General features: G+C 71.7%; 31 protein-coding genes. 25 read left to right on the top strand and 6 right to left on the bottom strand.

Features of this window, described 5'->3' with window-relative positions; genetic code table 11:
- Nucleotide 1: 1 nt before the first annotated feature.
- On the bottom strand, nucleotides 2–2,464 hold the full coding sequence (locus ABD091_RS04325) for a malectin domain-containing carbohydrate-binding protein (protein ID WP_343915915.1): 2,463 nt from the start codon (nucleotides 2,462–2,464) through the stop codon (nucleotides 2–4).
- Between the two features lie 140 nt (nucleotides 2,465–2,604).
- On the opposite strand from ABD091_RS04325, the gene ABD091_RS04320 reads away from it, so the two are divergent.
- Nucleotides 2,605–3,135, top strand: coding sequence for a cysteine hydrolase family protein (locus ABD091_RS04320; protein WP_343915914.1), 531 nt, complete (start codon nucleotides 2,605–2,607; stop codon nucleotides 3,133–3,135).
- Nucleotides 3,132–3,608 (top strand): GNAT family N-acetyltransferase, encoded by a 477-nt coding sequence (locus ABD091_RS04315; RefSeq protein WP_343915913.1) that lies wholly within the window; start codon nucleotides 3,132–3,134, stop codon nucleotides 3,606–3,608. Before ABD091_RS04320 ends, ABD091_RS04315 begins: the two co-directional genes overlap by 4 nt.
- Nucleotides 3,609–3,620: 12 nt before the next feature.
- On the opposite strand, the gene ABD091_RS04310 is transcribed toward ABD091_RS04315, so the two are convergent.
- Entirely contained in the window at nucleotides 3,621–4,004 is a 384-nt protein-coding gene (locus ABD091_RS04310) for a hypothetical protein (RefSeq protein WP_343915912.1), read from the bottom strand.
- A gap of 265 nt (nucleotides 4,005–4,269) precedes the next feature.
- Here ABD091_RS04310 and ABD091_RS04305 point away from each other — a divergent pair, with 265 nt between their 5' ends.
- The 19 genes from ABD091_RS04305 to ABD091_RS04215 all read left to right on the top strand — a co-directional run bounded on the left by ABD091_RS04305 (nucleotide 4,270) and on the right by ABD091_RS04215 (nucleotide 16,684).
- Nucleotides 4,270–5,004: an ATPase, T2SS/T4P/T4SS family gene (locus ABD091_RS04305; RefSeq protein ID WP_343915911.1), complete on the top strand. Its 735-nt coding sequence runs from the start codon at nucleotides 4,270–4,272 to the stop codon at nucleotides 5,002–5,004.
- A 17-nt stretch (nucleotides 5,005–5,021) separates the two neighbouring features.
- Entirely contained in the window at nucleotides 5,022–6,395 is a 1,374-nt protein-coding gene (locus tag ABD091_RS04300) for a recombinase family protein (RefSeq protein ID WP_343915910.1), read from the top strand.
- Between the two features lie 31 nt (nucleotides 6,396–6,426).
- A complete protein-coding gene (locus ABD091_RS04295; RefSeq protein ID WP_343915909.1) occupies nucleotides 6,427–6,591 on the top strand; it encodes a hypothetical protein in 165 nt (54 codons plus the stop codon).
- A gap of 1,068 nt (nucleotides 6,592–7,659) precedes the next feature.
- The gene (locus tag ABD091_RS04290; protein WP_343915908.1) at nucleotides 7,660–7,941 is read left to right on the top strand and encodes a hypothetical protein; all 282 of its coding nucleotides are present in this window, start codon (nucleotides 7,660–7,662) and stop codon (nucleotides 7,939–7,941) included.
- A complete protein-coding gene (locus ABD091_RS04285) occupies nucleotides 7,938–9,788 on the top strand; it encodes a bifunctional DNA primase/polymerase (protein ID WP_343915907.1) in 1,851 nt (616 codons plus the stop codon). Before ABD091_RS04290 ends, ABD091_RS04285 begins: the two co-directional genes overlap by 4 nt.
- Nucleotides 9,785–10,099, top strand: coding sequence for a hypothetical protein (locus ABD091_RS04280; protein WP_343915906.1), 315 nt, complete (start codon nucleotides 9,785–9,787; stop codon nucleotides 10,097–10,099). Before ABD091_RS04285 ends, ABD091_RS04280 begins: the two co-directional genes overlap by 4 nt.
- Entirely contained in the window at nucleotides 10,096–10,776 is a 681-nt protein-coding gene (locus ABD091_RS04275; RefSeq protein WP_343915905.1) for a hypothetical protein, read from the top strand. The genes ABD091_RS04280 and ABD091_RS04275 overlap by 4 nt, the downstream gene beginning before the upstream one ends.
- On the top strand, nucleotides 10,776–11,141 hold the full coding sequence (locus ABD091_RS04270; RefSeq protein WP_343915904.1) for a sigma factor-like helix-turn-helix DNA-binding protein: 366 nt from the start codon (nucleotides 10,776–10,778) through the stop codon (nucleotides 11,139–11,141). The genes ABD091_RS04275 and ABD091_RS04270 overlap by 1 nt, the downstream gene beginning before the upstream one ends.
- A 31-nt stretch (nucleotides 11,142–11,172) precedes the next feature.
- Nucleotides 11,173–11,562 (top strand): hypothetical protein, encoded by a 390-nt coding sequence (locus ABD091_RS04265; protein WP_343915903.1) that lies wholly within the window; start codon nucleotides 11,173–11,175, stop codon nucleotides 11,560–11,562.
- Nucleotides 11,555–11,764, top strand: a complete 210-nt coding sequence (locus tag ABD091_RS04260; protein WP_343915902.1) for a hypothetical protein — start codon at nucleotides 11,555–11,557, stop codon at nucleotides 11,762–11,764. The genes ABD091_RS04265 and ABD091_RS04260 overlap by 8 nt, the downstream gene beginning before the upstream one ends.
- A gap of 101 nt (nucleotides 11,765–11,865) precedes the next feature.
- A complete protein-coding gene (locus ABD091_RS04255; protein ID WP_343915901.1) occupies nucleotides 11,866–12,561 on the top strand; it encodes a RelA/SpoT domain-containing protein in 696 nt (231 codons plus the stop codon).
- Nucleotides 12,561–12,818 carry a hypothetical protein gene (locus ABD091_RS04250; protein WP_343915900.1) on the top strand — a complete coding sequence of 86 codons (258 nt, stop codon included), beginning with the start codon at nucleotides 12,561–12,563 and terminating at the stop codon, nucleotides 12,816–12,818. The genes ABD091_RS04255 and ABD091_RS04250 overlap by 1 nt, the downstream gene beginning before the upstream one ends.
- Nucleotides 12,819–12,893: 75 nt before the next feature.
- Nucleotides 12,894–13,430, top strand: coding sequence for an ATPase, T2SS/T4P/T4SS family (locus tag ABD091_RS04245; protein ID WP_343915899.1), 537 nt, complete (start codon nucleotides 12,894–12,896; stop codon nucleotides 13,428–13,430).
- Nucleotides 13,430–14,278 carry a type II secretion system F family protein gene (locus ABD091_RS04240; RefSeq protein WP_343915898.1) on the top strand — a complete coding sequence of 283 codons (849 nt, stop codon included), beginning with the start codon at nucleotides 13,430–13,432 and terminating at the stop codon, nucleotides 14,276–14,278. Before ABD091_RS04245 ends, ABD091_RS04240 begins: the two co-directional genes overlap by 1 nt.
- Nucleotides 14,275–15,201, top strand: a complete 927-nt coding sequence (locus ABD091_RS04235; protein ID WP_343915897.1) for a type II secretion system F family protein — start codon at nucleotides 14,275–14,277, stop codon at nucleotides 15,199–15,201. The genes ABD091_RS04240 and ABD091_RS04235 overlap by 4 nt, the downstream gene beginning before the upstream one ends.
- A 30-nt stretch (nucleotides 15,202–15,231) precedes the next feature.
- A complete protein-coding gene (locus ABD091_RS04230) occupies nucleotides 15,232–15,426 on the top strand; it encodes a hypothetical protein (protein ID WP_343920972.1) in 195 nt (64 codons plus the stop codon).
- A complete protein-coding gene (locus ABD091_RS04225) occupies nucleotides 15,427–15,810 on the top strand; it encodes a TadE family protein (RefSeq protein WP_343915896.1) in 384 nt (127 codons plus the stop codon).
- Nucleotides 15,807–16,244, top strand: coding sequence for a hypothetical protein (locus tag ABD091_RS04220; RefSeq protein ID WP_343915895.1), 438 nt, complete (start codon nucleotides 15,807–15,809; stop codon nucleotides 16,242–16,244). Before ABD091_RS04225 ends, ABD091_RS04220 begins: the two co-directional genes overlap by 4 nt.
- A complete protein-coding gene (locus tag ABD091_RS04215; protein ID WP_343915894.1) occupies nucleotides 16,241–16,684 on the top strand; it encodes a pilus assembly protein TadG-related protein in 444 nt (147 codons plus the stop codon). The genes ABD091_RS04220 and ABD091_RS04215 overlap by 4 nt, the downstream gene beginning before the upstream one ends.
- A gap of 67 nt (nucleotides 16,685–16,751) precedes the next feature.
- Here the strand turns inward: ABD091_RS04215 and ABD091_RS04210 are convergent, their stop codons facing one another.
- The 3 genes from ABD091_RS04210 to ABD091_RS04200 all read right to left on the bottom strand — a co-directional run bounded on the left by ABD091_RS04210 (nucleotide 16,752) and on the right by ABD091_RS04200 (nucleotide 19,769).
- Nucleotides 16,752–17,771, bottom strand: coding sequence for a trypsin-like serine peptidase (locus tag ABD091_RS04210; RefSeq protein WP_343915893.1), 1,020 nt, complete (start codon nucleotides 17,769–17,771; stop codon nucleotides 16,752–16,754).
- Between the two features lie 92 nt (nucleotides 17,772–17,863).
- On the bottom strand, nucleotides 17,864–19,039 hold the full coding sequence (locus tag ABD091_RS04205; RefSeq protein WP_343915892.1) for a delta-60 repeat domain-containing protein: 1,176 nt from the start codon (nucleotides 19,037–19,039) through the stop codon (nucleotides 17,864–17,866).
- A 97-nt stretch (nucleotides 19,040–19,136) separates the two neighbouring features.
- Complete coding sequence (locus ABD091_RS04200; protein WP_343915891.1) at nucleotides 19,137–19,769, bottom strand: class I SAM-dependent methyltransferase; 633 nt, start codon at nucleotides 19,767–19,769, stop codon at nucleotides 19,137–19,139.
- A gap of 124 nt (nucleotides 19,770–19,893) precedes the next feature.
- Here ABD091_RS04200 and ABD091_RS04195 point away from each other — a divergent pair, with 124 nt between their 5' ends.
- Both ABD091_RS04195 and ABD091_RS04190 read left to right on the top strand, forming a co-directional pair.
- Nucleotides 19,894–21,405, top strand: a complete 1,512-nt coding sequence (locus ABD091_RS04195; protein WP_343915890.1) for an MDR family MFS transporter — start codon at nucleotides 19,894–19,896, stop codon at nucleotides 21,403–21,405.
- 94 nt (nucleotides 21,406–21,499) lie between these two features.
- Complete coding sequence (locus ABD091_RS04190) at nucleotides 21,500–21,955, top strand: CAP domain-containing protein (RefSeq protein ID WP_343915889.1); 456 nt, start codon at nucleotides 21,500–21,502, stop codon at nucleotides 21,953–21,955.
- Between the two features lie 31 nt (nucleotides 21,956–21,986).
- Here ABD091_RS04190 and ABD091_RS04185 read toward each other — a convergent pair whose 3' ends face one another.
- Complete coding sequence (locus ABD091_RS04185) at nucleotides 21,987–22,865, bottom strand: endonuclease/exonuclease/phosphatase family protein (protein WP_343915888.1); 879 nt, start codon at nucleotides 22,863–22,865, stop codon at nucleotides 21,987–21,989.
- A gap of 113 nt (nucleotides 22,866–22,978) precedes the next feature.
- Between ABD091_RS04185 and ABD091_RS04180 the strand changes: the two genes are divergently transcribed.
- Together ABD091_RS04180 and prfB are read left to right on the top strand one after the other, a co-directional pair.
- Nucleotides 22,979–23,932, top strand: coding sequence for a CE1 family esterase (locus ABD091_RS04180; protein ID WP_343915887.1), 954 nt, complete (start codon nucleotides 22,979–22,981; stop codon nucleotides 23,930–23,932).
- 11 nt (nucleotides 23,933–23,943) lie between these two features.
- Nucleotides 23,944–25,065, top strand: a complete 1,122-nt coding sequence (prfB, locus tag ABD091_RS04175) for a peptide chain release factor 2 (protein WP_343915886.1) — start codon at nucleotides 23,944–23,946, stop codon at nucleotides 25,063–25,065.
- The last annotated feature ends 82 nt before the right edge of the window (nucleotides 25,066–25,147 follow it).

Genomic DNA, 25,147 nt, shown 5'->3' with positions numbered 1-25,147 from the left:
GTCAGTTCGCGACGAACATCCCGCGGAACTTCCAGCTCCCGTCCGAGCTCAGCACCGTCGGCGACCCGGTGATCCGGCCGCCGGAGAAGGCGACCGACCGCAAGGCACCGTCGCTGCTGGAGCCGTAGAGCACCTTCCCGTCGGCGAGCGCGAGGCCCGCGGTGCTGGAGAAGTTGACCCCGCCGGCGTCGGCGACGAAGGTCAGCGCACCCACGACGTCGCTCTCCGGGGTGAAGTAGCGGTAGAAGAGGCGGCTGTCGCCCGAGACCGTGTAGTAGATCCGGTGCAGCGCCGGGTCGTAGAACATGCCGGTCATCGTCGAGATGGCGAAGGGGATCCGGGCACCGTTGTCCGGGTCGTCGTGGAGGTCGACCGGGGCCGGCGCTCCGAGCGCACCGGTGGCGGGGTCGAACGACCGCTTGTAGAGCGCGTTGTCGGTGCGGCCGTAGTACATCTGGTCGCCGAGCAGGAAGGCGCCGCGCACCGACGCCCAGTTCTCGGTGGCGTCCAGGGTCGAGGCCGCCCCGTTCGGGGCGCCGGAGCCGTCGAGCGGCCGCTCCACCAGGCCCCCGGTGGTGGCGCCGGGCTGGTTGTTGTCGAGGATCTCGATCCCGCTGATCATCGCGTTCTCGGTGACGTTGCGCAGGTCGAGGTCGACGTTGCCGTCGCTGGTGAGCGAGAACTGGCGCATCGTGGCGACCCGGTTGCCGGCCGCGGCGGCGACGTCGAAGTCGTCGAGCACGGTCGCCCCCTCGAGCAGCACGTCGAAGACCCGCTGGCCCGGCGCGGACGTGCTGGCGTACTGGTTGGCGAAGTAGAGCCGCACGGTGAGGCTGCGCCCGGCGGTCACCGGGAAGTTCCAGTCCTGGTTGCCGTAGCGCTCGCTGGCGAAGATGCCGGACGGGGTGCCGTCGGGCATGGTGCTGTCGTAGGTGACCGACGTCGAGTAGGTCGAGTTGGCGCCGTTGGTCACGCGGCCGGTCTGGCTGCCGAAGGCGGGTCCGCCGTCGGGCGCGGTCACCGAGCTCGTGCTGCCGGCGTTGATCCGGTAGACGACGTTCGCGGGGGCCGAGCCGCTCTGCGCCCCGACGAGGTCGCCCGGCAGGGAGGCCTGGCTGTGGCTGGGGAGCGTGGTGCCGCCGGCGAGCGGCATGAAGGCGATCCGGCCGCGGCGCTGGTTGGCGAACAGCGTGGTGTCGCTGCCGACCCAGAGCCCGGCGCTCGTGGCGAAGAGCGCCTGGGCGCCCACGCCGCGGTCGCGACCGGGGTTCCAGCTCAACGGCAGACCGTTGACGGCGTCGAGCGCAGCGACGCCCTCGCGCGACACGGCACCGGGGCCGGCCTGGTCGCCCTGGTAGGGGTTGTTCTCCCACCGCATGTGACCGCCGACGTAGACGACGTCACCCGTCACGGCCACGCCGTACGTCGTGTCGCCGCCGGTGTAGTCGATCCACGACGGGTCGTTGCTCGTGCTGCTCATCTCCCAGCGGGAGGTGGTGTCGCACATCGTGTTGGCGTTGGCGCCGCCGGCGAAGGCGCCGGTGGTCGAGATGACGAAGAAGCTGCCGTCGGGGGAGATGTCGAGGTCGCGGGTGAAGGTGTCGAAGACGCCCGCGCAGACGCTGTGGCTGCGGTCGAACCGGTTGGTCGCCCACGGGGCGAGCGTGGCGGTGGCGCCGCTGGTGTCGAGCACGACGACCTGGTTGCGGGCCTGGCCGTTGACCGTCGCGAAGTTGCCGATCGCGACGAGCCGGCTGCCGTCCGGGCTGACGTCGAAGCGCTTGACGTTGGTCGCGCCGGGCTTGGCGGCGCTGGGGTTGTAGACGCCCGCGAAGGTCTGGTTGATCGTCGTCAGCGGCGTGCCCCGGACGGGGTCGAGCGCCGTGAGGATGCCCTGGGTGTAGGTCACCGAGCGCGACTTCACCGACGTGTGGGCGCCGCCGATGTAGAGCCGGCCGTTGCGGTAGACGACCTCGTTGACCACCTTGTTGGGCGTGGCCTTGAACTCCTTGACCGGCACGCCGTTGACGTCGAGCTTGGCGACCCGCTTGATGCCGGTCACGCCCCCCACGGAGCCGAAGGACCCGGCGACGTAGAGGTAGGTGCCGTCGGTGTCGAGGGAGTTGGGGGTGCCGTTGCCGAAGTTCGGGTTGAACGTCGGGTCGATGACGCCGGTCGTGGCGTCGAACGCGAACATCCCGTTGCGGGTCAGGTCGTCGCTGGTGTCGGCGAAGGTCGCGGACGGGCTGACCTTGGTGAAGGTGCCGGCGACGTAGATCTTCGACCCGATCTGGGTCATGGCCTGGACCGACCCGTCCATCACGTGCGGGGTCCCCAGCTTCGGGAAGGCGGAGACGACGTGGTCGTCGAGGTCGGCGCTGACGGCGTCGGCGGGTGCCGTCGCCAGCAGCGGCAGGAGGAGGAGCGGGGCGGCGAGGCCGGCGAGGCGGCGGCGTGTGGTCATGGATGATTCCTCGGTGGTGCGCGACGCGCCCCCGTGGCTCGTCGACCGCCTGCCAACGTAGGCACGGCCGGGCCGCGGCTCGGCCATTCGCACCCCCGCTCGCCTCTATTGGGTACGACGTCGCTCACTAGTCTGGGCGGGTGACCGATCCGTGGCTCGTCGTCGTCGACATGCAGGTCGCCTTCGGCGACCCCGGCAGCCGGTGGGCCGCCCCGGCGTACGCCGCGGTGGAGCCCGTCGTGCGCGGCCTCCGGGAGCGCCACGCGGGTCGTGTGGTCCACACCCGGTTCGTGCGCGACCCGGTCGAGCCGGGCGCGTGGTCGGCCTACTACGACGACTGGCCGGAGTTCCGGGTCGGCCCGGACGACGCCGCGTGGGAGCTCACGACCCCGCCTGCGCCCGGCGACCCGGTCGTCGACGAGCCGACCTTCGGCAAGTGGGGCCCGGCGCTCGAGGCGGTCGTCGGCGACGCCCCGCTGGTGGTCTGCGGCGTGGCGACGGAGTGCTGCGTCCTCGCCACCGTCCTCGCAGCCGCCGATGCCGGCCGGGCGGTCACCGTCGTCACCGACGCGTGCGCCGGCGGCACGACCGAGGCCCACGACCAGGCGCTGGCCGTGATGGGCCTGATGTCGCCGCTGGTGACCCTCACGACCGCGGGGGCGGGACCGTGACCCTCCGGCTGGAACCCGTCACCCTCGCCAACCGCGAGTTCCTCGACGAGGTCGACCCGGGAGCCCATGCGCTGAGCTGGGTCCACTCGAGCTGGTACTGGCACCAGGTCTCCCTCGACCGTCCGCGCGTCCAGTTCCGGCTGGTCCACGAGGGGGAGGCCGTGGTGGGCATGGTCGCCTGGGGTCCGGCGTACGCCGACGAGGAGCTCACCGAGCTCGTCCCCGGCCGCTACGAGCTGACCCACCTCGTGGTCGACCACCGCCACCAGCGCCGCGGTGTCGGCGCCGCCGTCTCGCGCGCCGTGCTCAGGATGCTCGCCGCGGAGCCGGACTGCCGAGAGGTCGTCGTGGCCCACCACCCCGACAACGCCGCCTCGCGGTCGATGTTCACCGCGCTCGGCCTGCGCCCGGCCGAGGAGCGCAACTACGACGGCGACCCGCTTCTGGTGGCCGCTCCGGCCGACCTGGCCTGAGGCCGAGACCGGTCAGGACAGCGCGTCGATCAGGCCGGGGACGTCCTCGACGGTGAGCGTCGCGCCGGGGTGGCGGATCCGACCCGTGGGATCGAGCACGACCACCGGGTCGTGGAAGGTCACGCAGGCGGCGTCCTCGCCGTTGGTCGCGAAGCTGACGCCACGGTCGGTGAAGGACAGATGAGGCGGCCCGGCGGTCTTGAGGAACGCGAAGTCGCCGGTCCGCTGCACGGAGTCGACGTTCTCGCGCGGCGTACGCAGCGACCAGGGGCCGTAGCGCACGCGCAGGTGGGTCTCGTCGAGGTCGACCCAGGCGGTCCACGGGGTGATGCCGAAGGCGAGCCCCGGCAGCCGGTAGGCCGTGGCGAAGCGGAACGGGAAGCGGAGGTCGGCCATGCCCCCAGCCTGCCCCATGGCCCCACCCCGGGTCTGCGGGGACGAATGCGGGTGACGGTGGATCGGCTGCGCTTCCCACGCGCTGCAACGCGTGGGAAGCGCGCCGGATCACCCGTTACCCGAGAAATCGGGTCCCATCCACCCCGTGCGCCCCAGGTGTCCCACCGGGTCAGGTTCTCCACAGGGGCGGGTTTGGGCGGGTGCGCACCGGGGTAGGCAGCGTCTAGGTTCGAAGCGCTGCTCCTCTCTCGGGACGGGGGTCCACATGGCAGCCGCCGACGCGCACGCCGCGCTCGTCGAGACGCTCGACGCGCAGGTGCGCGACCACGTGCGCCGCGAGGGTGTCGACCCGCAGCGCGACGCAGTCGTCGTACGCCGCATCGCCGAGGGCGTGGTCCGCGACCACGACGAGCGCTCGCTCTCGGGGCTGGTCGCGCCGGTGCCCGACGTCGACTCGGTCGTGGGCGAGCTGGTCGCGCGGGTGTCGGGGTTCGGGCCGCTGCAGCCCTTCCTCGACGACCCGTCGGTCGAGGAGATCTGGATCAACGACCCCAGCCGGGTCTTCGTGGCGCGGAGCGGGCGGCACGAGCTGACCAACCTGATGCTCACCCCTGCGCAGGTCACCGAGCTGGTCGAGCGGATGCTCAAGTCGAGCGGTCGCCGCGTCGACATCTCGCGACCGTTCGTCGACGCGATGCTCCCGGAGGGACACCGGCTCCACGTCGTGCTGGAGGGGATCAGCCGCGGGTTCTCGGCCGTCAACATCCGCAAGTTCGTGCTCCGGGCGACCAGCCTCTCCGGGCTGGTCGAGCTCGGCAGCCTCAGCGCCCAGGCCGCGCGCTTCCTCGACGCGAGCGTCCGGGCAGGTCTCAACGTGCTGGTCGCCGGCGGGACCCAGGCCGGCAAGACCACCTTCCTCAACGGTCTCGCGGCCGCGATCCCCGGGGGCGAGCGGGTGGTCAGTGTCGAGGAGGTCTTCGAGCTACAGAAGATTGCATAAGGACATAAGATGCTTCCATGCAAGCTGCCCTCTACCTGCGCCAGTCCCTCGACAAGACGGGGGAGGGCGCAGCCGTCGACCGGCAGCGCGACGCCTGCCTGAAGCTCGCCGAAGCCCGCGGCTACGAGGTCGTCGCCGAGTACGTCGACAACTCCGTCTCGGCCTCCTCGACCAAGCCCCGCCCCGCCTACACCCGCATGGTCGCCGACGTCCGCGCCGGTCGGGTCGACGTCATCGTCGCCTGGCACGTCGACCGCCTCACGCGGAAGCTCACCGACCTCGAAGACCTCATCGACCTCTCCGCGAAAACCGGCCTCACCATCGCCACCGTCACCGGCGACCTCGACCTCTCCACCGACACCGGCCGACTCCTCGGCCGCATCCTCGCCTCCGTCGCCCGCGGCGAAGTCGAACGCAAGGGAGCCCGCCAGAAGGCGGCCGCCGCGCAACGCTCCGCCGCAGGGAAGCCACCCACCGGGCCGCGCGGCTTCGGCTACACCGCCGACGGCACCGAGGTCGTCGACGACGAAGCCGCCGTGATCCGCAAGGCCTACGACCTCATGCTCGCCGGGGGCACCGTCCGCGGCGTCGCACGCCTCCTCAACGAGTCCGGCTTCACCACCAACCGCGGCAACGAGTGGAAGCCCTACGCCGTCCGCTCCCTCCTCATGAACCCCCGCTACGCCGCCCTCACATGGGCACCCGGCCCCCGCGACCACCGACAGATCACCGGCCACGGCGAGTGGCCCGCCGTCGTCACCGAGGAGACGTGGCGCGCCGTCAACGACCTCCTCAACAACCCCGCCCGCAAGATCACCACCACCAACCGCCGCGCCTACCTTCTCTCCGGCCTCGCCACCTGCGGCAAGTGCGGCACCCCGATGGGCGCCGGGGGCAACACCCGCGGCGTGCGCGTCTACCGCTGCAAGGCCTCCTCCCACCTCTCACGGGCACAGCAGCCCATCGACGAGTACGTAACCGCCCTCGCCCTCGCGCGGCTCTCACGCCCCGACGCAGCCCGCCTCCTCGAAGACACTGACCGCCCCGACACCGAGCAGCTCCGCACCGAAGCCATGACCGCCCGACAGCGGCTCGCCAACGTCTCCGAACTCGTCGCCGACGGCACCCTCCAAGCCCACGAAGCCCGCGACACCGTCGCCAGGCTCCGCACCGAGCTCGCCACGATCGAGGAGCGTCTCACCCACGCAGGCCGCGGTGACGTCCTCGGCCCCCTCGTCGGCGCCGACCGCATCGAGGAGGCGTGGGAGGCCCTCGACCTCGACCGCCGTCGCGCCGTCGTCTCCACCCTCATGGACGTCGTCGTATTGCCCGCCGGGCGGGGCGCCCGCGGCTTCGACCCGGCGACGGTTCAGGTATCGCCCCGGTCGTAGGGGTGTCAGTGCGAGGTGAAACGGTTGCTGCATGACCACTCACGAGATCGCGAGCACAATCCTCGCCGGCGACCCTGACGACGAGATGGTGTGGGTTCACTGCGAATGCGGCTGGCGCTCTGCCAATCCCGTCTGGCACGCGGACGGCAGTGTTCCGGCCGCCTTCGAAGAGCACCTGCGCACGGCAGGCGCCTAGCCGTCTGCTCGACCCACCGCGTTGTAGCGATCCCGCAGGTCGCGGATTGGCGGGCACGGTCGGCTCTCGCCGCATGAGCGACATACCTGCGGCTCTGTGCCGCCGCGCACGCCGACCGACCCCTTCCGATGCTCGTTGAGGACGTCCTTGTCGTGAGCCAGGCTGACGAGCAACTCGCGCTCGTCGGGGGGCCATGTGTCTAGGTCGTCCCGGTCGCCTTCGCTAGGCAGCCCAACCGCCGCGCTCGCGATAGCTCGCTCAATTTCGTCGTACAGACTCGGGTCGCCCGCCATGGGCGCACCCTAACCCGGGCGCGACGTGTGTCCTCGGTAGGTACTGGACCGCGTTCCCTCTCGCGCACAGGTTGAGCCGCCTGACGCAGCCTCAAACGGCGCTCCTGACCACCACGAGAGAGCTGCCGGCCGGGGCTCCTGAGGCCCGTGAAACGCGGGTCGGCGCGTGGTCGGCCGTGGGTGGTCTCGGACCCGTTCGGCGAGCAGTACCGCGACACGCCGGGCGGGGCTGGCTCATCTCCTCCACCAGTCAGCCCTGCCAGACACCTTCCAGTCACCCATTCAGCGGCTGCGGCAGACACGTCCAGTCGTGGCCGTTTCTGAGTCTCCAGACAACCCGCCAGACACGTCAGCCGCTGTGCCAGACAGTGTGTGCCCCTCTTATAGGGGCACGTGTCTGGCTGCCGTCCCGAGCAACGGAGAGCTACGTGTTTCGCCACAGTGAGCACGCATCTCTCAGGTAGAGTTCTGCTCGTCACAACGACGGGCCCCCGGGCCGCTCGCAAGGTGAGCGGCAACGTATCGGGATAGGCAGTACCCGAGGGTCTAGAGCCTCCGAAGAGCCGCGTCGCGGGATCGCGTTCCCGCCGCATGAGGGCCTTGCCAGCGCCTCACGGAACCGACCGTGAGGTGTCGCCGTGGCTGTCCTTTCCTCCGACGCTGGCCCCATAGAGGAGCCGCTGAAGGAGCACGCCGAGCGCATCGTCAGCGCCTGGCCCGAGCTGTCCCCTCGACAGCTCGACTCGCTCCGATCGCTGCTCGTTGGTGGCTCGTCGTGACCGCCCACCGCTACAACCCGAGCAGCGCCCGCCAGGCGGTGCGGAAGGGCAACGCGGGCATGACTGCCGAGCAGCGAACCGAGCGTGCTCGCAAGGCTGCCGCGGCGCGCTGGCGGGCGGAGAAGGCCGCGAAGGGAGAGGAGTGGACGCCGCCGGCCGAGGACGAGGCGCTGGCCGCGTTCTACCGCGAGGTCGACGAGAAGTACCCCGGCCTCCCGCCCGTGGCTCGGACGGCGGCTGCGCGCGCCCTGCGGACCCGTTACGGGCGTGCCGGATGAGCGGCTACAGCGAGGAGGCGTGGTCCCTCCATCACTCGGGCGTCGGCTCTCCGTTGCCACTCCCGCACGCCGGGAAGACGCCCCCGCCGCGGGGGTTCACCGGGCGCGACGGCGTCGACCCGTCGAGCGCCGAGGTGCAGGCGTGGGTCGACGCGAAGTCGCAGGCGAACATCGCCTGCCGGCTCGCCGAGGGGGTGCTCGGCCTCGACGTGGACGCCTACGAGCCGAAGAACGGCGCCGCGTCGCTTGCGTCCCTGAGCGAGCGTCTCGGCGAGCTTCCGCCGACCGTCGTCGTCACCTCGCGCGACGGCGATTCCGGCATCCGGCTCTACCGCGTCCCGGCAGGGCGGTCGTGGGCCGAGAACGCCGACCACCTCGTCGGCCGCGACTCGCACGTCGACGTGATCCAGCGCGCCCACCGTTACGTGGTCTGGAAGGGCAGCACCCACCCGTCGGGCGCGCTCTACCGACTCGACGACCAGCGAACGGGGGAGGCAGGCATCGAGGGCGTGAAGGCCGAGGAGTTGCCCGACCTCCCCGAGCCGTGGGTCGTAGCCTTGCAGCATCGCGAGGTCGACGAGCTGCACGACCCCGCGCCTGCATCGCCGAACCCCCACGAGGGGCTGATCCCGGTGGGCAGCCGCGACACGGCCCTACGCGACTACGCAGCGTTGCTGCGTCGCAAGGGCCTCACCGAACGCGAGGCCGAGGCTCTCGTGCGGCTGAGATGGGAAGACTGCGAGCAGCCGCCTGGCGACGAGTTCTCGCTCGCGGCGGCGCTCGCGAAGGTCGCCTCGGCCTACCGCAACCTCGACCCCGAGGTCGTCGACGAGGCCGTCCAGTCGGAGCGGCCGACCCGGCTGACCGACGGCGCCTCGTTCCTCCTCGACGAGGCCGAAGCGGTGCCTGTGCTGTGGGGTGACGGCGAGGAGGCCCTGTGGGCGAAGGGCGAGTGCCTGATGATCGTCGGCCCTCCCGGGGCCGGGAAGACGACCATCGCGCAGCAGCTCGTCTTCGCGCGCATGGGTCTGCGCGAGGAGGTCGTCGCTTGGCCGGTCGGGCCCGATCCCGGCCGCGTGCTCTACCTCGCGATGGACCGGCCCTCACAGATCCGCCGGTCGATGGGTCGCCTCGTCGCACCTGAGCACCGCGCCACGCTGGGCGACCGGCTCCGCGTCCACAAGGGTCCGCTACCCGTCGACCTGACCGACCCACGGAACCGCGACTGGCTGGCGGACTACGCCGAGTCCGTCGGCGCGACCACCGTCGTCGTCGACTCGCTGAAGGACGTCGTCGTGCGCCTCTCCGATGACTCCTCGGCCGGCGCCTACAACGCCGCCCGGATGGAGGTGCTCGCACGAGGCATCGAGGTCGTCGAACTCCACCACCAGCGGAAGGCGAACGGCGAGAACCGCAAGCCCCGCGCCCTCGACGACGTGTTCGGCTCCCGCATGCTGACCGCGGGCGCCGGGTCGGTCCTGATGCTGTGGGGCCAGGCAGGCGACCCCGTGGTGGAGGCCTTCCACGTGAAACCGGTCCTCGAACCACTGGCGCCGTTCAAGGTGCACCACGACCACCGCACGGGCGAGTCCCGCATCTACGGGCAGGAAGACCTCGCGGAGCTTCTGACCGGGTCCGGCGAGTTCGGACTGACCCCGGCACAGATCGCCATGCAGCGGCACTCCACGACGACGCCGAGCAAGTCGCAGGTGGAGACCGCCCGCAAGCAGCTCAAGCGGCTCGTCGACCGCGGCGTCGCCGAGGTCGTACCCGCCGTGCCTGACCGCGCCGTCCGCTACCGGATGCCAGACCTCGTCCTCGACCTTCCGAAGGAGCCCGACCTGTGAACACCGAACCCATCGACGTCACGATCATCGCCGCGCGACCCGACGAGGAGCTCTTCGTGCACGTCGTCGCCCTCGACGACTTCGAGCGCGGCCTGTGCGACTACCTCGACCTCGGCCGGCTCGTCGCCTGGCGCTACGAGACCTTCTACGCGCCCGGCCGGACGTTCACGGACCGACACCCCATCGGGGAGCACGGCGACCCCTCTGGGGATTGGGAGCCCGCCGAGGCCCTCCCCGAAGACCTCCACCGACAGCAGCTCGCAGCGTGCGCCCGACAGGTCGCCGACAACACCGAGGAGACAGACCAGTGACCGACTATCCCGTGACCCTGCACCACCGCGACTCCTACGGGTCGGTGCGCATCGTGATCCCCGCCAAGATCGGGGTGCCTGACGTCGACGCGCAGGTCGACCTCCTCGTCGCGGTGCAGCAGAAGCACCGCCTCGCCGTCGAGCGCGCCAACAACGCCCGCGCCTCACTCAACGAGCTGCGCCACACCGCGCAGCGCCGGCTCGTCGAGTCGATGACCGACGACGGCGACCCTGACCTCTCCGGCGACGCGGAGGTGACGCAGGCCGAGATGACCGTCGAAGCCGCCGAGCGGATCACTGCCGCCGCACTCTCGGCCCTGTCGAGCGAGATTCGGCGGCTCCACACCGTCGTGGTGGCGAACCGGGCCGAGGTGCGGTCGGTGCTGTGGAAGCGCGCCGAGAAGGCCCGCGACACCCTCACCGGGGCCGCGTTCGCCGCCGAGCAGGCACACCGCCAGCTTCAGGCCTCGGCCGGGATGGTCGCCGGTCTCGACGCCTACATCAACGGCGACAACATGGCTTCCCGGTTCACCCCGACGAGCCACCGCGGCGCCGTCGAGACAGGCCAGGCGGTGGAGACTGCACGCGAGGCCCTCACGGCGGTGAACGCCTTCCTCGACGAGTCATGGGAGCCCGCGACGAAGGCCGACGACGTCGTCGACGAGGTCGTCGGCTGATGCCCGGCGAGACGGTCGACGCGGCGGCGAAGCGGGTCGACGAGACCCGCACCGCCCTCGTGCTCCGGGCCGAGGGCCTCTCCGTCGTCGAGATTGCGCAGCGCCTCGGGATGCGTCCCTCGACGGTCGAGCGACGCATCGCGGCGGGCCTCGAAGGAGACGGCGAGTACGAGGTCGAGCACCTGCGGATCATGACCGAGTTGCGCCTCCAGTGGCTTCAGCGGCAGTACGCCGAGGTCGAGGCGAACCCCACGCAGAAGGGCGCCTCGGCGCGGGTCGCCGCCCTCAACGGCATGCGTTCCGTTGAGGCCGACCGTCGCAAGATGTGGGGCCTCGACTACGACCCGAGGAACGGTCGTGCCTAGGCCGAAGCGGCACACCCGCGACGAGGTCCGCGTGTGTGTCCTGCACAGTCGCCGCTGTCGGTGGGCCGGGGGAGACCTCAACGAGAGCACCCGTGAGTGCCGGGAGGCGACCCCGACCGACCGGGAGAAGGGCGTCGGCATCTTCGCCCTCCCGGCGCCACCCTTCGCCCTCGATGACGCGGTCGTACGACTCATCGCCGAGGTTGACGGCAACGACCCCGACGACGAGGTCGAGGCCTACCACCGCGAGCTCACGCAGCAGGTCGAGCACGACCTCGCCGAGTGGCGCCGCCGCGACCGGCAGACGTGGGAGGAGTGGCTCGTCGAGGAGCACCAGATGGTGGTGCTCACGGCCGAGCAGATGCAGCAGCTCGTCGCGCGGCTTGCCGGCGAGGTCGAGGAGAGGAGCACCGATGAGTAGCACCACCGAGCGCCAGGCGGCGCAGATGCGAAGCGGCACCCGCACGGTCGCCGAGGCCGAGGCTGGCGTCGAGAAGGCAATCGCCGAGATGGAGCGTCGCCGGCCGCAGGTGGAGACCGGCGACCGCCGCGGCCAGGCGAAGCGGAAGCCCACGACGACGGAGGTGCAGGCCGCTTCGATGCTGGGGCGCACCGCCCCCTGAGACTCTCCCCGCCCGCCGTGGGCCGTTGGTTGCGCGAGACGGCGGGCGGGGAGCTGCAAAACCAGAGGCGAGATATCGGTGGCGACACCTATCCTTGGGGCGTGAGCGCGGGGGAGCTGACCACTTCACAGGTCAAGAAGGCCGGCCGCACCGTGCGCCGCTACATCCGCAACGAGAACATCTCGGAAGCGCAGTTGCAGGCCGCCATCCATACCATCGACCGCTTCCGCGCCGCGCACCAGAAGCCGCTCGTGACGGCGAACAACGGCCTTCGCTCGATGGTCCGGTCCGAGGGCTGCGTCGTCGAGGTCTCGCAACGGCTGAAGCGGTTCCCCACGATCATCGACAAGCTCGTGCGGGAGCCCACCCTGCCGTTGTCGAGCATGCAGGACATCGGGGGATGCCGGGCGATCCTCGCGGATGTCGACGAGGTTCGTCGTGTGGAGGCGCGCCTGAAGAAGCGGCGCCCACCCGTGGGTTACGCGGACTACATCAACACCCCGCGGAGCTCGGGCTACCGAGGCATCCACGTCGTCGTGGACTACGGCGGTCGGCACATCGAGGTGCAGTTGCGGACCAAGGTCATGCACGAGTGGGCCATCGCCGTGGAGCGCCTCTCGGCGCGCGTGGGGGACAACCTGAAGCAGGACGGAGAGCACGCGCTACAGCTCCTGATGAGTGTGATTTCCGACGCGATGGCCATCGAGGAGGCTGGTGGCGTTGTTCCCGAACAAGTACATTCTGAAATAGCCCGGCGTAGACTTGATGCTGCGCCGTATCTGGGAAGGAACACGTGATGGCCGCGTCGAATATCCAGCACTTCCTCCTGGTGTTTGATCACGAGAAGGGCCGACTGGTTGATGAGAAGCACTTCGGGTCTGACAGCCACGCCGCCGTGGAGTGCTACGCGAAGCTCGAAGAGGTCCACCGAGGCAACCGCCTGATGGACATCGTCTTGGTCGGGTCGGACTCGATCGAGACTGTCAAGCTCACCCACGCGAACTACTACGACGGGACCGCCTCAGTAGTGTCGAAGTACCTCATCGGCATCTGAGCCCGACGGCTTGAACGCCGCCCGCTGCCTTTCGGCACGGGCGGCGTTTTGCGTCTCAACCTGTGACCTCTCGACGTGAAACGGCTGAGGTTCCCGCACCCCGACTGGGTGCCGATGCAGACGCGTCAGTCCGGGCTCGAGGGCACGGGCGAGATCACGCTGCGCGACCTCGTGAAGGAGAGCCTGCGGATGCGGCCGAGCCGGCTGATCGTGGGGGAGGTGCGGGCCGAGGAGTGCATGGACCTGCTGCTCGCCCTCAACGCCGGGCTGCCGGGCATGTGCACGATCCACGCCAACTCGGCCCGTGAGGCGCTGGTGAAGATGTGCACGCTGCCGCTGCTCGCGGGCGAGAACATCTCGGCGCGGTTCGTCGTGCCGACGGTCGCCTCGAGCGTCGACCTCGTCGTCCATCTCGGCCTCGACCACCGGGGCGTACGCCGCGTGCAGGAGGTGGTCTCCGTGCCGGGCCGGACCGAGGGCGACGTGATCGAGACCGAGACCGTCTTCGAGCTCGTCGGCGGAGAGCTCAAGCGGGGCAGCGGGATGCCGCCGCGCCGCGACCGCTACGACCGGCTGGGCCTCGACCTCGCTGCACTGCTGGGTGATCGCTGATGGGCGCGCTCGTCGGGCTGGGGGTCGGGGTGGGGCTGCTCCTGGTGTGGTCCGCGTTCACGCTGCCCCGCACGCCGCGCCCGCCCCGCACCGGTGCGCTCACGCTCTCCCTGACCCAGGCGGGCCTGGGACACGTCCGCTCCTCGAGCCTGGTCGCGATGTCCGTGGTGCTCGCTCTCGCCGCGGGCCTCGTCGTCCAGCTGGTCTCGGGCACCCTGCCGGTCGCGGCCTGCTTCGCCGTCATGGCCGGCTGGGCGCCGATCGCGCTCGTCCGCGCCCGCGCCCGGCGGCGGACCCGTGAGCTGGCGCAGGTGTGGCCCGAGGCCGTCGACAACCTCGCGAGCGCCGTCCGCGCCGGCATGTCCCTCCCCGACGCGTTGACCAACCTCGGCGACCGCGGCCCCGAGGCGCTCCGGCCGGCGTTCGCCGCGTTCGGGGCCGACTACCAGCTCTCCGGACGGTTCGGGGAGTCGCTCGACCGGCTCAAGGACCGCCTCGCCGATCCGGTCGGCGACCGGGTCGTCGAGGGGCTGCGTGTCGCCCGTGAGGTCGGCGGCGGCGAGCTGGGGCGGCTGCTGCGCAACCTGTCGGGCTACCTCCGTGACGACGCCCGCACCCGCTCCGAGATGGAGGCGCGCCAGGCCTGGAGCGTCAACGGTGCGCGCCTGGCGGTCGCCGCACCCTGGGTGGTGCTGCTGTTCATGAGCTTCCAGACCGAGGTGATCTCGCGCTACTCCTCGGCCGGTGGCGTGGTGGTGCTGGCCTCGGGCGCCGCCGCCTGCGTCGTCGCCTACCGGCTGATGATGTGGATCGGCCGGCTCCCCACCGAGCGGCGGATCCTGTCTTGACGCTCGCGTGGTGGGGTGCGGTGCTCGGCCTGGTGGCCGGGCTCGGCGTGCTGCTCGTCCGGGCGCGGGTGCTGGCGATCCGCCGACCCCAGCTGTCCGCGCGGGTCCTGCCCTACCTGCGCGACCTGCCCCAGTTCGCCGACGCCCGCGGTGCTGGCGCCACGCCGGTGACCGGGGGCCTGCTCGGACCCCTCCTCGGCACCGGTGCCGGCTGGGTCGAACGGCTGCTCGGCGGTGCCGTGTCCGTGCGCCGTCGGCTCGAGCGCGCCGGGCTCGACCTGACCCTCCACGAGTTCCGCGTCCAGCAGGTGGTGTGGGGACTCGTCGGCTTCGGGGCCACGGCCGCCTACGGCGTCCTCGGCTTCCTCGACGGCGACGGCGACACCGCGTCGTCGCTGGTGCTCTGCGTCGTGGGGCTCGGCCTCGGGGTGATCGCCCGCGACCACCACCTCTCGAGCCAGGTGCGCGACCGCGAACGGCGGATCCTGCTCGAGTTCCCGACGGTTGCCGAGCTGCTCGCCCTCGCCGTCGCTGCGGGGGAGTCGCCCGTCGCTGCGCTCGACCGCGTCGTACGCCGCAGCGGGGGCGACCTGTCGCGAGACCTCTCGCTGGTGCTGGCCGACGTCCGTACCGGCGTCCCCGTCGGTGAGGCCTTCGACCAGTGGGCCGCTCGCTCCGGGCAGCCGATCGTCGCCCGCTTCGCCCAGGGCATCGCGGTCGCCGTCGAGCGCGGCACCCCGGTCGCCGACGTCCTCCACGCCCAGGCCGCCGACGTCCGCGAGGCCGGTCGCCGTGAGCTGATCGAGACGGCCGCCCGCAAGGAAGTCGTGATGATGGTGCCCGTCGTCTTCCTGGTGCTCCCCGTGACCGTCTTCTTCGCCTTCTGGCCCGGCGTCGTCGGGCTCTCCTTCACCACCCCCTGAAAACCTCGACCCACCACCAAGGAGAACGACATGACCGCACTTAACGTGCTGATGATCCGGGCGTGGGTGGCCCTCACGGTCACCCCGCGCCACGACGACCGCGGTGACGTGCCCGGCTGGGTGCTGATCACCGTGATGACGGCCGGCCTGGTCGCGATCATCTACGGCGTCGCCAAGGACGAGCTGCGCGAGATGCTCCGCTCGGCCCTCAACAAGGTCAGCTGAGTGCTCCGGCGACGGAACCATCGCGGGTCGGCGGTCGTCGACTTCGTGCTGGTGCTCGTCGTCCTCGTCCCGCTGTTCCTCGGGATCCTGCAGGTCGGGCTGGTGCTCTTCGTGCGCAACACCCTCGCCAATGCCGCGGCCGAGGGCGCCCGCCACGGCGCGGCCCTCGACCGCGACCTCGCAGCCGGTGAGCAGCGCACCCGCAGCGAGGCGGCCGGCGTCGTCTCCGGTCGGTTCACCCGCGACGTCGACGCCCGTCTGGTCAGCCTCGACGGCCGGCCGACCGTCGAGGTCGTCGTGCGCGCCCGGGTGCCCGCGCTCGGCCTGGGTGGGCCGGGCATCGACGTGGTCGTGGTCGGCCACGCCGTGGAGGAGTCACCGTGAGGCGCCCGCCACACGGGGACGAGGGCAGTGCGCTCGTCGAGCTGGTCTGGCTCGGGGTCCTGCTGCTGGTGCCGGTCCTCTGGATCGTGCTGTCGCTGTTCGAGGTCCAGCGCGGTGCCTTCGCGGTCACCAGCGCCGCGCGGTCGGCGGCCCGCGCCTACGCCCTCGCGGACTCCGACGCCGTCGGGCGCGAGCAGGCGCGCGCGGCGATCCGGCAGGCGCTCGACGACCAGGGCGGGGAGACGCAGTCCTTCACCTTCGACGTCAGCTGTGGCAGGGGTGACTGCCACCAGCCGGGGGCGGTCATCACGGTCGACGTGCGCTCCGGCGTACGGCTGCCGCTGCTGCCCGAGGTCCTCGGCGGCGGCGCACCCACCTTTCGGCTCGACTCGACCCACACCGTGCCCGTCGGCCAGTTCCGGGACGTCGCGTGAGGCGCGACGACTCCGGCCAGACGACCGTGCTCATCGTGGGCCTCGCCGTGGTGCTGCTGATGGCGGTCGGGGTCGTCGTCGACGCCACCGCGGCCTACCTCCACCGCCAGGGCCTGACCAACGTCGCCGACGGCGCCGCGCTCGCCGGCGCCGACGCGGGGTCCCGCAACGAGGCCGTGCTCTACGGCGAGGGGATCGGGGAGGCCGAGCGGCTGGCCCAGGCACGGGCCGTGGCGCAGGCCGCCGTCGCGGAGCACCTGCGCTCCACCGGTGCCCATGCTGACTACCCCGGGCTGCGAGTGTCCGTCGGCTTCGACCCGGCCCGCGACAGCGTCGTCGTCACCGTCCGCGCCCCGCTCGAGCTGCCGCTCACGGTGCCGGGCTCGCCCGAGCGCGCCAGCGTCTCGGCCCGCTCCTCCGCCACCGTCCAGCTCGACTGAGCGTCGTACCCGACCTGAGCGTCGTGAATCCGCCGGATCACGACGCTCAGGTCGGGTGGGACGGACGTCAGGAGACGGAGTTGTAGAGCGCCTGGATGGTGCTGCCGAAGATCGGGCCGTACATCGCGTTCTTCTCGCCCCGGTAGCCGAACGAGTTCACCGAGATCTGCACGTTGCTGACGTCGGAGTTGTCGATCGGGTTGGCCGGGTCGACGGCGGTGGCGTCGAGAAGCCAGGGGCCGCCGGAGGAGCCGCCGGTCATGTTGCACGGCAGCCGGTAGTCGGTCGTGCCGCCCCGGGTGTCGGGACCGGTCGTGCCCCAGCAGGAGATCAGCTTCGTGCCGTCGTACGGCGTGGCCTGCGGGTAGCCGAACGAGTGGGTGTTGACCGCGTAGCTCGGGCTGCTGCCGACGAAGGCGATGTCCGACGGGGTGCCCACGGCCTGGCTCAGGGTCTGACCGGCTGAGTTGGTGCCGACCTTGGCGATGCCGACGTCGAAGTTGTACATGTCCGCGCCCTGGGCGGCCCACTGTGACGTCGTGTGCAGGCTCGCGGCCACGAAGGTGCCCAGCGGCTGGCTCGCGTCGCGCGGCTTGCTGGGGTCGTACTTCGGGATGAACATGAAGTTCGTGGCGTACGCCGAGCCGCCGTCGTTGACGCAGTGGCCCGCCGTGACCACGAGGTTGGGCGTGGCCTTGCCGTCCTGCACGTCGTCGACCGCGTTTCCGGAGCAGACGTAGGTGGAGCTGCCCATCTGGAAGAAGACCTTGCCGACCGTCACCCGGCCGGCGGTCCACTCGCTGCCGAGGGACGACGTGGTGCTGCCGCCGCCCTTGGGGCCGCCGCCACCGCCGGGCCGTGCGTTGGGTCGGATGACGTCGCGCGGCTGGGCGGCCTTCATCCGGGCCTTGGTCCAGAACGCGCGGACGGCGTCCTGCTCCGCGTGGGTGTCGGCGCCGGTGCTGTGGTGGACGCCGGGGCGGTCCGCGGCCGGGCGGGGAGCCGCCTGCGCGGGACCGGTGACGGCCGCGAGGGTGGCGGCGCTGGCCAGCAGGCCGACCAGGCTCAGGGTGGTGGTGCGCTTCACGGGTGCTCCTCCGAGATCAGGGGGTGGACCTCGGCATCAAAGCACCGGCTCGCGGCCACGTCCATGACCCGGACGGGGGAGGGGCCACGGGGTCAGAACGCGAAGCGGGCGTAGCCCCGACGGGGCAACGTGGCCACGCGGCTGAAGTCACCGCCGATGGAGAGGGCCGGGGTGGCGTCCGGGCTGACCGGCGTGCGCGTCAGGCCGATCGCCCACACTCCGAAGGGGCCGTTGGCGCCGGGGTTCCACGCGGTGGGGGTGCCGCTGGCGGGGTCGAAGGAGGCCAGCGCCACCCGGTTGAGCTTGAACTCCGGCATCGTGTTGAAGTGGCCGCCGATGTAGACCTCGGTGTCGGTGGCCAGGATCGCCTGCACGTCGCCGCCGGTCCGGACGCGATACTCCGGTGTGCCGCCGTCGGCCACGTCGTAGGCCCAGGTGCGGTTCGAGGTGGTGCCGAAGAAGAGTCGGCCGCCGCTGGTGACGTCCATCGAGATGACCACGCCGCCGTCGGTGGGCGCGAACGAGGTGGCTGCGCCCGTGGCGGAGGCCAGCTCGGCGGCACCCGGGCGGGGCTTCCCGGCGATGGCCGAGAAGCCGCCACCGACGTAGAGCGAGGTGGCGTCGTCGGAGAGGGCGAGGGTCCGGACGGCACCGTTGGGCTGGGGCACGAAGCCGCTGTCGGCGACGCCCGTCGCCTGGCTGACGACGCCGAGCTTGGGGATCGCCTTGCCGCTGAGCCGGCCGAACGTGCCGCCGACGTAGAGCCGGTCGGCCCCGTCGGTGGCCAGCGCCCGCACGAAGTTGTTGTTGGCGGTGCCCTTCCACGTCGTGATCAGGGCGCCCGTGTCCGGGGTGACGGCGGCGAGCCTGCTCCACGGCGTACCGCCGACGCTGGAGAAGCCGCCGCCGATGAAGACCTTGCTGCCGTCGGAGGCGGCGGCCATGGCGTAGACGACGCCATCGGTGGAGGGGTCCCAGGTCGGGTCGAGGGAGCCGTCTGCCCGGATCGCGGCCACGTTGGAGCGCGGCACCCCGGAGACCGAGGTGAAGCTGCCGCCGATGTAGGTGAGGCTCCCGATCTGGGTCATCGCGTAGACGACACCGAGGACCTCGCACTTCGTGCCGGTCGCGTCGTAGGCCACGCAGTCGACCTTGTCGGTGGGCAGCGGGGTGGCCGAGGGCGACGCGTGGGCCGCCTGTCCGCTCCCGAGCAGCAGGGCCGCGGTCGCGACCACGGTGACCCAGGTACGAGCAAGACGTGACCTCATGACCCAACCTCCGACGTACGACGCGGCGCCGTACATTGCGAACGTAGGAGTCGGCGGACGGCCGGGCATCACCAATCCGAGGGAGGTCTGCCGCGCCTCAGGGACGTCGCTGGACCACCACCACCGTGTCGAGCAGCTCGCCGTGGTGGTGGCCGTCGGGGTTGCTGGCGACCCGGGTGCGGCCCTCGACCACGAGCACCTCGTACGCCGCCTCGAGGCTGTCGAGGTCGAGCGAGGCGACGACCTCGGCCGGAGTGGGGAACTCGACGTGCTGGTGCTCCGACCAGCCGGGCGCGGCCCCGTGCTCCACGAGCACCAGCCGTCCCCCCGGCGCCAGGGCGGCGAGCGACCGGCGCAGCACGCCGGCCTTGTCGAGCTCGAGCGGGCTCTGGAAGAAGGCCGACGTCACCAGGTCGAACGACCCGGTGGGGAAGGTGTGGCCGAGGTCGTGCCGCTCGAAGGTGATCCGGTCGGCCACGCCCGCGTCGGCGGCGGCCAGCGCGGCCCGGGCGAGCGCGGTGGGGGAGACGTCGACGGCGACGACCTCCCACCCGGCGCGCGCGAGGTGGATCGCGTCGCCGCCCTCGCCGCAGCCCAGGTCGAGGGCACGGCCGGGGGCCAGGTCGTCGACCTCGCGGGCGAGCTCGGGGTTGACCCGTCCCGACCAGATCGGGGCGCCCTCGGCGCGCGTGGTGTAGAGGTCTTCCCAGAAGGCTTCCGTCTCGCTCATGGGACCAGTCTTCCGCCGAGCCGCCGGCGGAGCAAAGAATGTTGCCGGATCAGCAAACTCGGTGGAGCGCAGGAATGTCCGCGTGGTCCGATGAGTTCTGACCCCGTGCCCGGTCGAACAGGGCATGACCACCACCACCCACGAGGGAGCCCCCGTGCCCGAGCAGTCGCCCACGCCCGCCGTCGAGCGTGAGCTGCCCACGTCGCCCTACGCCGTGCTCCGCTGGCTCGTCCTGGCGACCTTCGTGGTGATCCTCAACGAGACGATCATGGTCAACGCGATCCCGCGGCTGATGGTCGAGCTCGACGTGACCGCCCGCAGCGCGCAGTGGCTGTCGACCGCCTTCATGCTGACGATGGCCGTGGTCATCCCGGTGACCGGCTGGTTCCTCCAGCGGGTCACCACGCGGCAGGCATTCACCACCGCGATGACCGTCTTCCTCGCCGGCACGCTGCTCTCCGCACTCGCTCCGACCTTCTGGGTGCTGGTCGTGGGCCGCGTCGTCCAGGCCTCCGGCACCGCCGTGATGCTGCCGCTGCTGATGACGACGCTGATGACGATCGTCCCGGTTCACGACCGCGGCCGCGTCATGGGCAACGTCAGCCTCGCGATCTCGGTCGCGCCGGCGCTCGGCCCGGCCGTCTCCGGCGTGGTGCTCCAGTTCGCCAGCTGGCGCTGGCTGTTCGGCCTCGTGCTGCCGATCGCGGCGGTCGTCACCTGGCTCGCCCTGCGCCGCCTCACCGACGTCGGCGAGACCCGCGAGGCGCGCCTCGACGTCCCCAGCGTCATCCTGGCCGCGCTGGGCTTCGGCACCCTCGTCTTCGGCCTCAGCCGGATCGGCTCCGAGGCCTCGTCGGGCCTGCCCGCGCCGGCCCTCGTCGTCGCCGGCCTGGCCGTGGTCGGGCTCTTCGTGTGGCGCCAGCGTGCCCTCCAGCGCCGCGACATGCCCCTCCTCGACCTGCGCGTCCTGGCCCACCGCACCTACGCCGTCGGCGTGGTCGTCCAGTCGGTCTCCTTCCTCGCGATGATGGGCGCGATGATCCTGCTGCCGCTCTACCTGCAGGAGCTGCGTGGCCTCAGCCCGCTCCAGACGGGCCTGCTCGTCGCGCCGGGCGGCATCGCGATGGGCCTCCTCGGCCCCCGCGTGGGCAAGGCGTTCGACCGGATCGGCGCACGGCCGCTCGTGGTCCCCGGCGCGGTCGGCGTCGTCGCCGGCCTCGCCCTGCTCAGCCGGGTCGGCCTCGAGACGCCGTACGCCTACGTGCTCGGCGCCCACGTCCTGCTCATGGTCAGCCTGGCCGCGCTCTTCACGCCCGTCTTCACGCTCAGCCTGGGTGCGCTCCCGGGCCACCTCTACTCCCACGGCTCCTCGCTGCTCGGCACCAGCCAGCAGGTGTCGGCGGCGATCGGCACGGCCGTCTCGGTGACGGTCCTGTCGTGGCGCTCGACGAGCCTGGCCGAGGCCGGTGCCGGTCCGGCGGAGGCGTTCGTCGGGGGCGTCGAGTGGGCGTTCGGCGCGGCCGCGATCATCGGCGTCGCCGTGGTCGGCCTGGTGCTGCTGCTGCCTCCGCGGCTCGAGGGTGAGGGTCCGGAATCCGACCATGACGCCCTCCCCGAGGGCGCCGCAGCGGTCTAGAGCGGTCGGAAAAATCGGGCGGGACCCCTGACGGGGGTTGTTACTTTCGTTACCGTCGGGCCACACTTCTTTACCCGAAGAAGGAGCCCACTCCGTGAACACCCCCCGGTCACGGACCGCCCTCGCGGCCGTCCTCCTCGCCGTCCTCGCCACGCTGCTGCCCGCGCCCGTCCAGGCCCAGGCCGTCGCCCGCTACGAGGACCAGGCGCGCTCGATCACCAACAACAAGCGTGACAACCACGACCTGCGCCAGCTCAAGCGCGGCGCCTGCGTCCAGAAGTGGGCGCGCCGCCAGGCCCAGAAGATGGCCGACAAGAACGAGATGTTCCACCAGGACCTCGGCCGCGTGATGAACCGCTGCCACCTCGACAGCGTCGGCGAGAACGTCGCCGCCGGCTACCCGACGGGTCGCGCGGCGGTGAAGGCGTGGATGAAGTCGCCGGGCCACCGCGCCAACATCCTCCGGCCGGGCTACCGGCTGCTCGGGATGGCCGTGCGCACCTCCGGCAGCGGCACGAAGTACGCCTGCCAGGTCTTCGGCAGCAAGTAGCCCGCGGCCGGCCGGGGTCGCGAGGTCCCGGTCAGAAGGTCCAGGTGAAGGTGCCGAGCACCGCGTCGTGGTCAGAGGCCAGCTCGATCTTCCACTGCGAGTCCGAGGTGACGCCGGCGCCCGGCTGGTAGAGCAGGTAGTCGATCGTCGCGCCACCGTGGTCACCGGTGCCGCCCGGCGGCATCCCCCAGACGTCGTACGTCGGCGCGAGACCGGCGCTGCCCAGGCCCGGGCGCGGGAAGCGGCCCGAGGTGTAGTGGGCGTTGAGGTCGCCGCCGACGAAGACCGGCCCCTGGGCCGACAGCTCCCGGACCAGCGTGGACAGCCCGCCGATGTAGACCGGCAGCAGACCGCGGCTGCTCGGCCCGTCGGGGGAGGGGTGGGCCGAGACCAGCGACAGCGTCTTGTCGGTGCGCCGGTCCTGGAGCACGACCCAGTTGACCGCCCGGGTGCCCCACGTGCCGGGACGGCGGTGGAGGTAGCGGGTGCCGGTCGACACGACGTCGAACCGGTCCTCGCGCCACATCACGGTGGTCTCCATGGTCCAGCGGCTGTCGTAGCCCCGGTAGTGGTCGTAGCCCTCGCGCGCGAGCATCTCGTCGGGGCGGACCGCCTCGTTGAGCGTCACCAGGTCCGGCTGGGTCGCGAGCACCCGCGTCAGGTCGGACGCGAAGGCCGTCGCGCTCTGCTGGCTGGTGATGTTGGCGTGGGCGATGGTGAGCTCGAGCGACGTCGGCAACCGGAGGTTCCGCTTGATCCGCGCGACGGCGTCCCGGTCGATGGCGGGGGTGCGCGGCTCCGGGGCGCGCTTCAGGAACAGCCCCTCGACGACCTCCTGTGGTGCGGGTGGGTCGCCCCAGGGCTCCGCCGCGGCCGGCGAGGCGACCGCGACCATCGTCAGACCCAGCACCAGGCTCGCCCTGGCACCTGCCGGCCACCGACCACCCACCACGAACACGACCTCACTGCACATATCCCGTGCGTCGACCGCACGACCCGATGACGTGTGACACATTCTCACCCATGTCCGGACGGGGGAACAGCGGTTCACCGAAGTCGCCGCTGGCGCCCCTGCTCTTCCTCCTCGCGCTCCTGCTCGGCGGCTGCGGGACCGCGCGCGACCAGCGGCCGCACGAGGGCCCGCAGACGTCGGGCACCACGGTGGTCCTCGACGTCGACCACCGGCCCTTCCGGCTCCAGGTCCCCGCGTCGTACGACGGCGGACGGCCCGTCCCGCTGGTCGTCGGGCTCCACGGCTGGGGCGGCGACGGCGCGCGCATCGGCGGCCAGCTCGGGCTGACGACGTCGACCGACAGCCGCGGCTGGCTGCTGGCGCTGCCCGACGGCACCGTCGACTCCCGCGGCCGCCGCTTCTGGAACGCCAGCGCCGCCTGCTGCAACCTCGACGGCGCCGCCGTCGACGACGTCGCCTACCTCTCGCACGTCGTCGAGGCGGTGGCGGCCGACTACGCCGTCGATCCGGCACGCGTCTACGTCGCCGGCCTGTCCAACGGCGGCTTCATGGCCCACCGGCTCGCGTGCGAGCGTTCCGACCTGGTCAGCGCGGTCGTCGCGGTCGCGGGGACGACGGCGGCCGACCCACCCGCGTGCACGCCGACGGAGGGAGTCAGCGTGCTCCAGGTCCACGGCACCGCCGACGCCGTGATCCGCTACGAGGGCGGGGCGCTGCTGCCCGGCCATCCCTACGCATCGGCCCCCGACACGGTCGCGGCGTGGCGCGAGCGCGAGCACTGCTCGACGGCCGCCCGGCCGGGTCCGCCGCTGGACTCCGACGCGTCCCTGCCCGGTGCGGAGACCAGCCGTACGACGTGGCCCGGCTGCGACGACCGGTCGGCCGTGTCGCTGTGGACGGTCGCCGGTGGCGCCCACTCCCCGCAGGTCACCGCGGCCTTCGCCGACGCTCTGGTCGGCTGGCTCGCCCACCACGATGCCGTGCGCCGCCCGCCCCGGCGGTAACGTTGCCTCTCGTGGCAGGACGCGACTTCGACACCGAGATCAAGCAGCTCCGGGCGACGATGAAGACCGTCGGCCAGGTGCTCGACCTCGACGCCATGCGCGTCGAGATCGCCGACCTCGGCGAGCAGGTGGCCGCCCCCGACCTGTGGGACGACCAGGAGAACGCCACGCGCGTCACCGGTCGGCTCTCGATGCTCCAGGGTGAGTGGGACCGCTACACCGCCCTCGAGGCTCGCGTCGACGACCTCGAGGTGATGGTCGAGCTCGGCACCGAGGAGGGCGACGCCGAGACGATGGCCGACGCCGAGCGCGAGCTGGGCCGGATCAAGAAGTCGGTCGAGTCCCTCGAGATCCGCACGCTGCTGTCCGGTGAGTACGACGAGCGCGAGGCGATCGTGACGATCCGCTCCGGCGCCGGCGGCGTCGACGCCGCCGACTTCGCCGAGATGCTGATGCGGATGTACACGCGCTGGGCCGAGCAGCACAAGTACGGCGTCGAGGTCTACGACGTCTCCTACGCCGAGGAGGCCGGCATCAAGTCGGCCGAGTTCGCGATCCACGCGCCCTACGCCTACGGCACGCTCTCGGTCGAGGCCGGCACCCACCGGCTGGTGCGGATCAGCCCCTTCGACAACCAGGGCCGCCGCCAGACCAGCTTCGCCGCGGTCGAGGTCGTGCCGGTGCTCGAGCAGACCGACGAGATCGAGATCGACGAGAACGAGATCCGCGTCGACGTCTACCGCTCCGGCGGTCCCGGCGGCCAGTCGGTCAACACCACCGACTCCGCGGTGCGGCTGACCCACCTCCCGACCGGCACGGTCGTCTCCTGCCAGAACGAGAAGTCGCAGCTGCAGAACAAGGCCAGCGCGATGGTGGTCCTCAAGGCCAAGCTGCTCGCTCTCAAGAAGGCCGAGGAGGCGGCGCTGAAGAAGGACCTCAAGGGCGACGTCGCCGCGAGCTGGGGTGACCAGATGCGCAACTACGTCCTGAACCCCTACCAGATCGTCAAGGACCTGCGGACCGGCTTCGAGTCCGGCAACCCCAGCGCGGTCTTCGACGGCGACCTCGACGACTTCATGGAGGCCGGCATCCGCTGGCGCCGGGGCGCGGAGAAGGCGACCGTCGAGGCCTGAGCGCCGATCCCAGGAACCGGCCCCGCGACTCCGCGTCCACGCTAGGGTCGTCCCCGACATCGGAGCGATGACGGGGGCGTCA

The organism is Nocardioides aestuarii, assembly GCF_039527245.1.
GTDB lineage: Bacteria > Actinomycetota > Actinomycetes > Propionibacteriales > Nocardioidaceae > Nocardioides > Nocardioides aestuarii.
Note: the sequence above shows the minus strand (reverse complement) of the source record. Positions and strands in the feature narration are given on the sequence as shown.

What these genes read in the sequence shown, in the direction of transcription:
- ABD091_RS04300 (WP_343915910.1), top strand. Translation starts at nt 5,022, where the DNA reads ATGCAAGCTGCCCTCTACCTGCGCCAGTCCCTCGACAAGACGGGGGAG.
- ABD091_RS04305 (WP_343915911.1), top strand. Translation starts at nt 4,270, where the DNA reads ATGGCAGCCGCCGACGCGCACGCCGCGCTCGTCGAGACGCTCGACGCG.
- ABD091_RS04270 (WP_343915904.1), top strand. Translation starts at nt 10,776, where the DNA reads ATGCCCGGCGAGACGGTCGACGCGGCGGCGAAGCGGGTCGACGAGACC.
- ABD091_RS04240 (WP_343915898.1), top strand. Translation starts at nt 13,430, where the DNA reads ATGGGCGCGCTCGTCGGGCTGGGGGTCGGGGTGGGGCTGCTCCTGGTG.
- ABD091_RS04200 (WP_343915891.1), bottom strand. Translation starts at nt 19,769, where the DNA reads ATGAGCGAGACGGAAGCCTTCTGGGAAGACCTCTACACCACGCGCGCC.
- ABD091_RS04260 (WP_343915902.1), top strand. Translation starts at nt 11,555, where the DNA reads ATGAGTAGCACCACCGAGCGCCAGGCGGCGCAGATGCGAAGCGGCACC.
- ABD091_RS04195 (WP_343915890.1), top strand. Translation starts at nt 19,894, where the DNA reads ATGACCACCACCACCCACGAGGGAGCCCCCGTGCCCGAGCAGTCGCCC.
- ABD091_RS04285 (WP_343915907.1), top strand. Translation starts at nt 7,938, where the DNA reads ATGAGCGGCTACAGCGAGGAGGCGTGGTCCCTCCATCACTCGGGCGTC.
- ABD091_RS04310 (WP_343915912.1), bottom strand. Translation starts at nt 4,004, where the DNA reads ATGGCCGACCTCCGCTTCCCGTTCCGCTTCGCCACGGCCTACCGGCTG.
- ABD091_RS04295 (WP_343915909.1), top strand. Translation starts at nt 6,427, where the DNA reads ATGACCACTCACGAGATCGCGAGCACAATCCTCGCCGGCGACCCTGAC.
- ABD091_RS04230 (WP_343920972.1), top strand. Translation starts at nt 15,232, where the DNA reads ATGACCGCACTTAACGTGCTGATGATCCGGGCGTGGGTGGCCCTCACG.
- ABD091_RS04250 (WP_343915900.1), top strand. Translation starts at nt 12,561, where the DNA reads ATGGCCGCGTCGAATATCCAGCACTTCCTCCTGGTGTTTGATCACGAG.
- ABD091_RS04180 (WP_343915887.1), top strand. Translation starts at nt 22,979, where the DNA reads ATGTCCGGACGGGGGAACAGCGGTTCACCGAAGTCGCCGCTGGCGCCC.
- ABD091_RS04205 (WP_343915892.1), bottom strand. Translation starts at nt 19,039, where the DNA reads ATGAGGTCACGTCTTGCTCGTACCTGGGTCACCGTGGTCGCGACCGCG.
- ABD091_RS04325 (WP_343915915.1), bottom strand. Translation starts at nt 2,464, where the DNA reads ATGACCACACGCCGCCGCCTCGCCGGCCTCGCCGCCCCGCTCCTCCTC.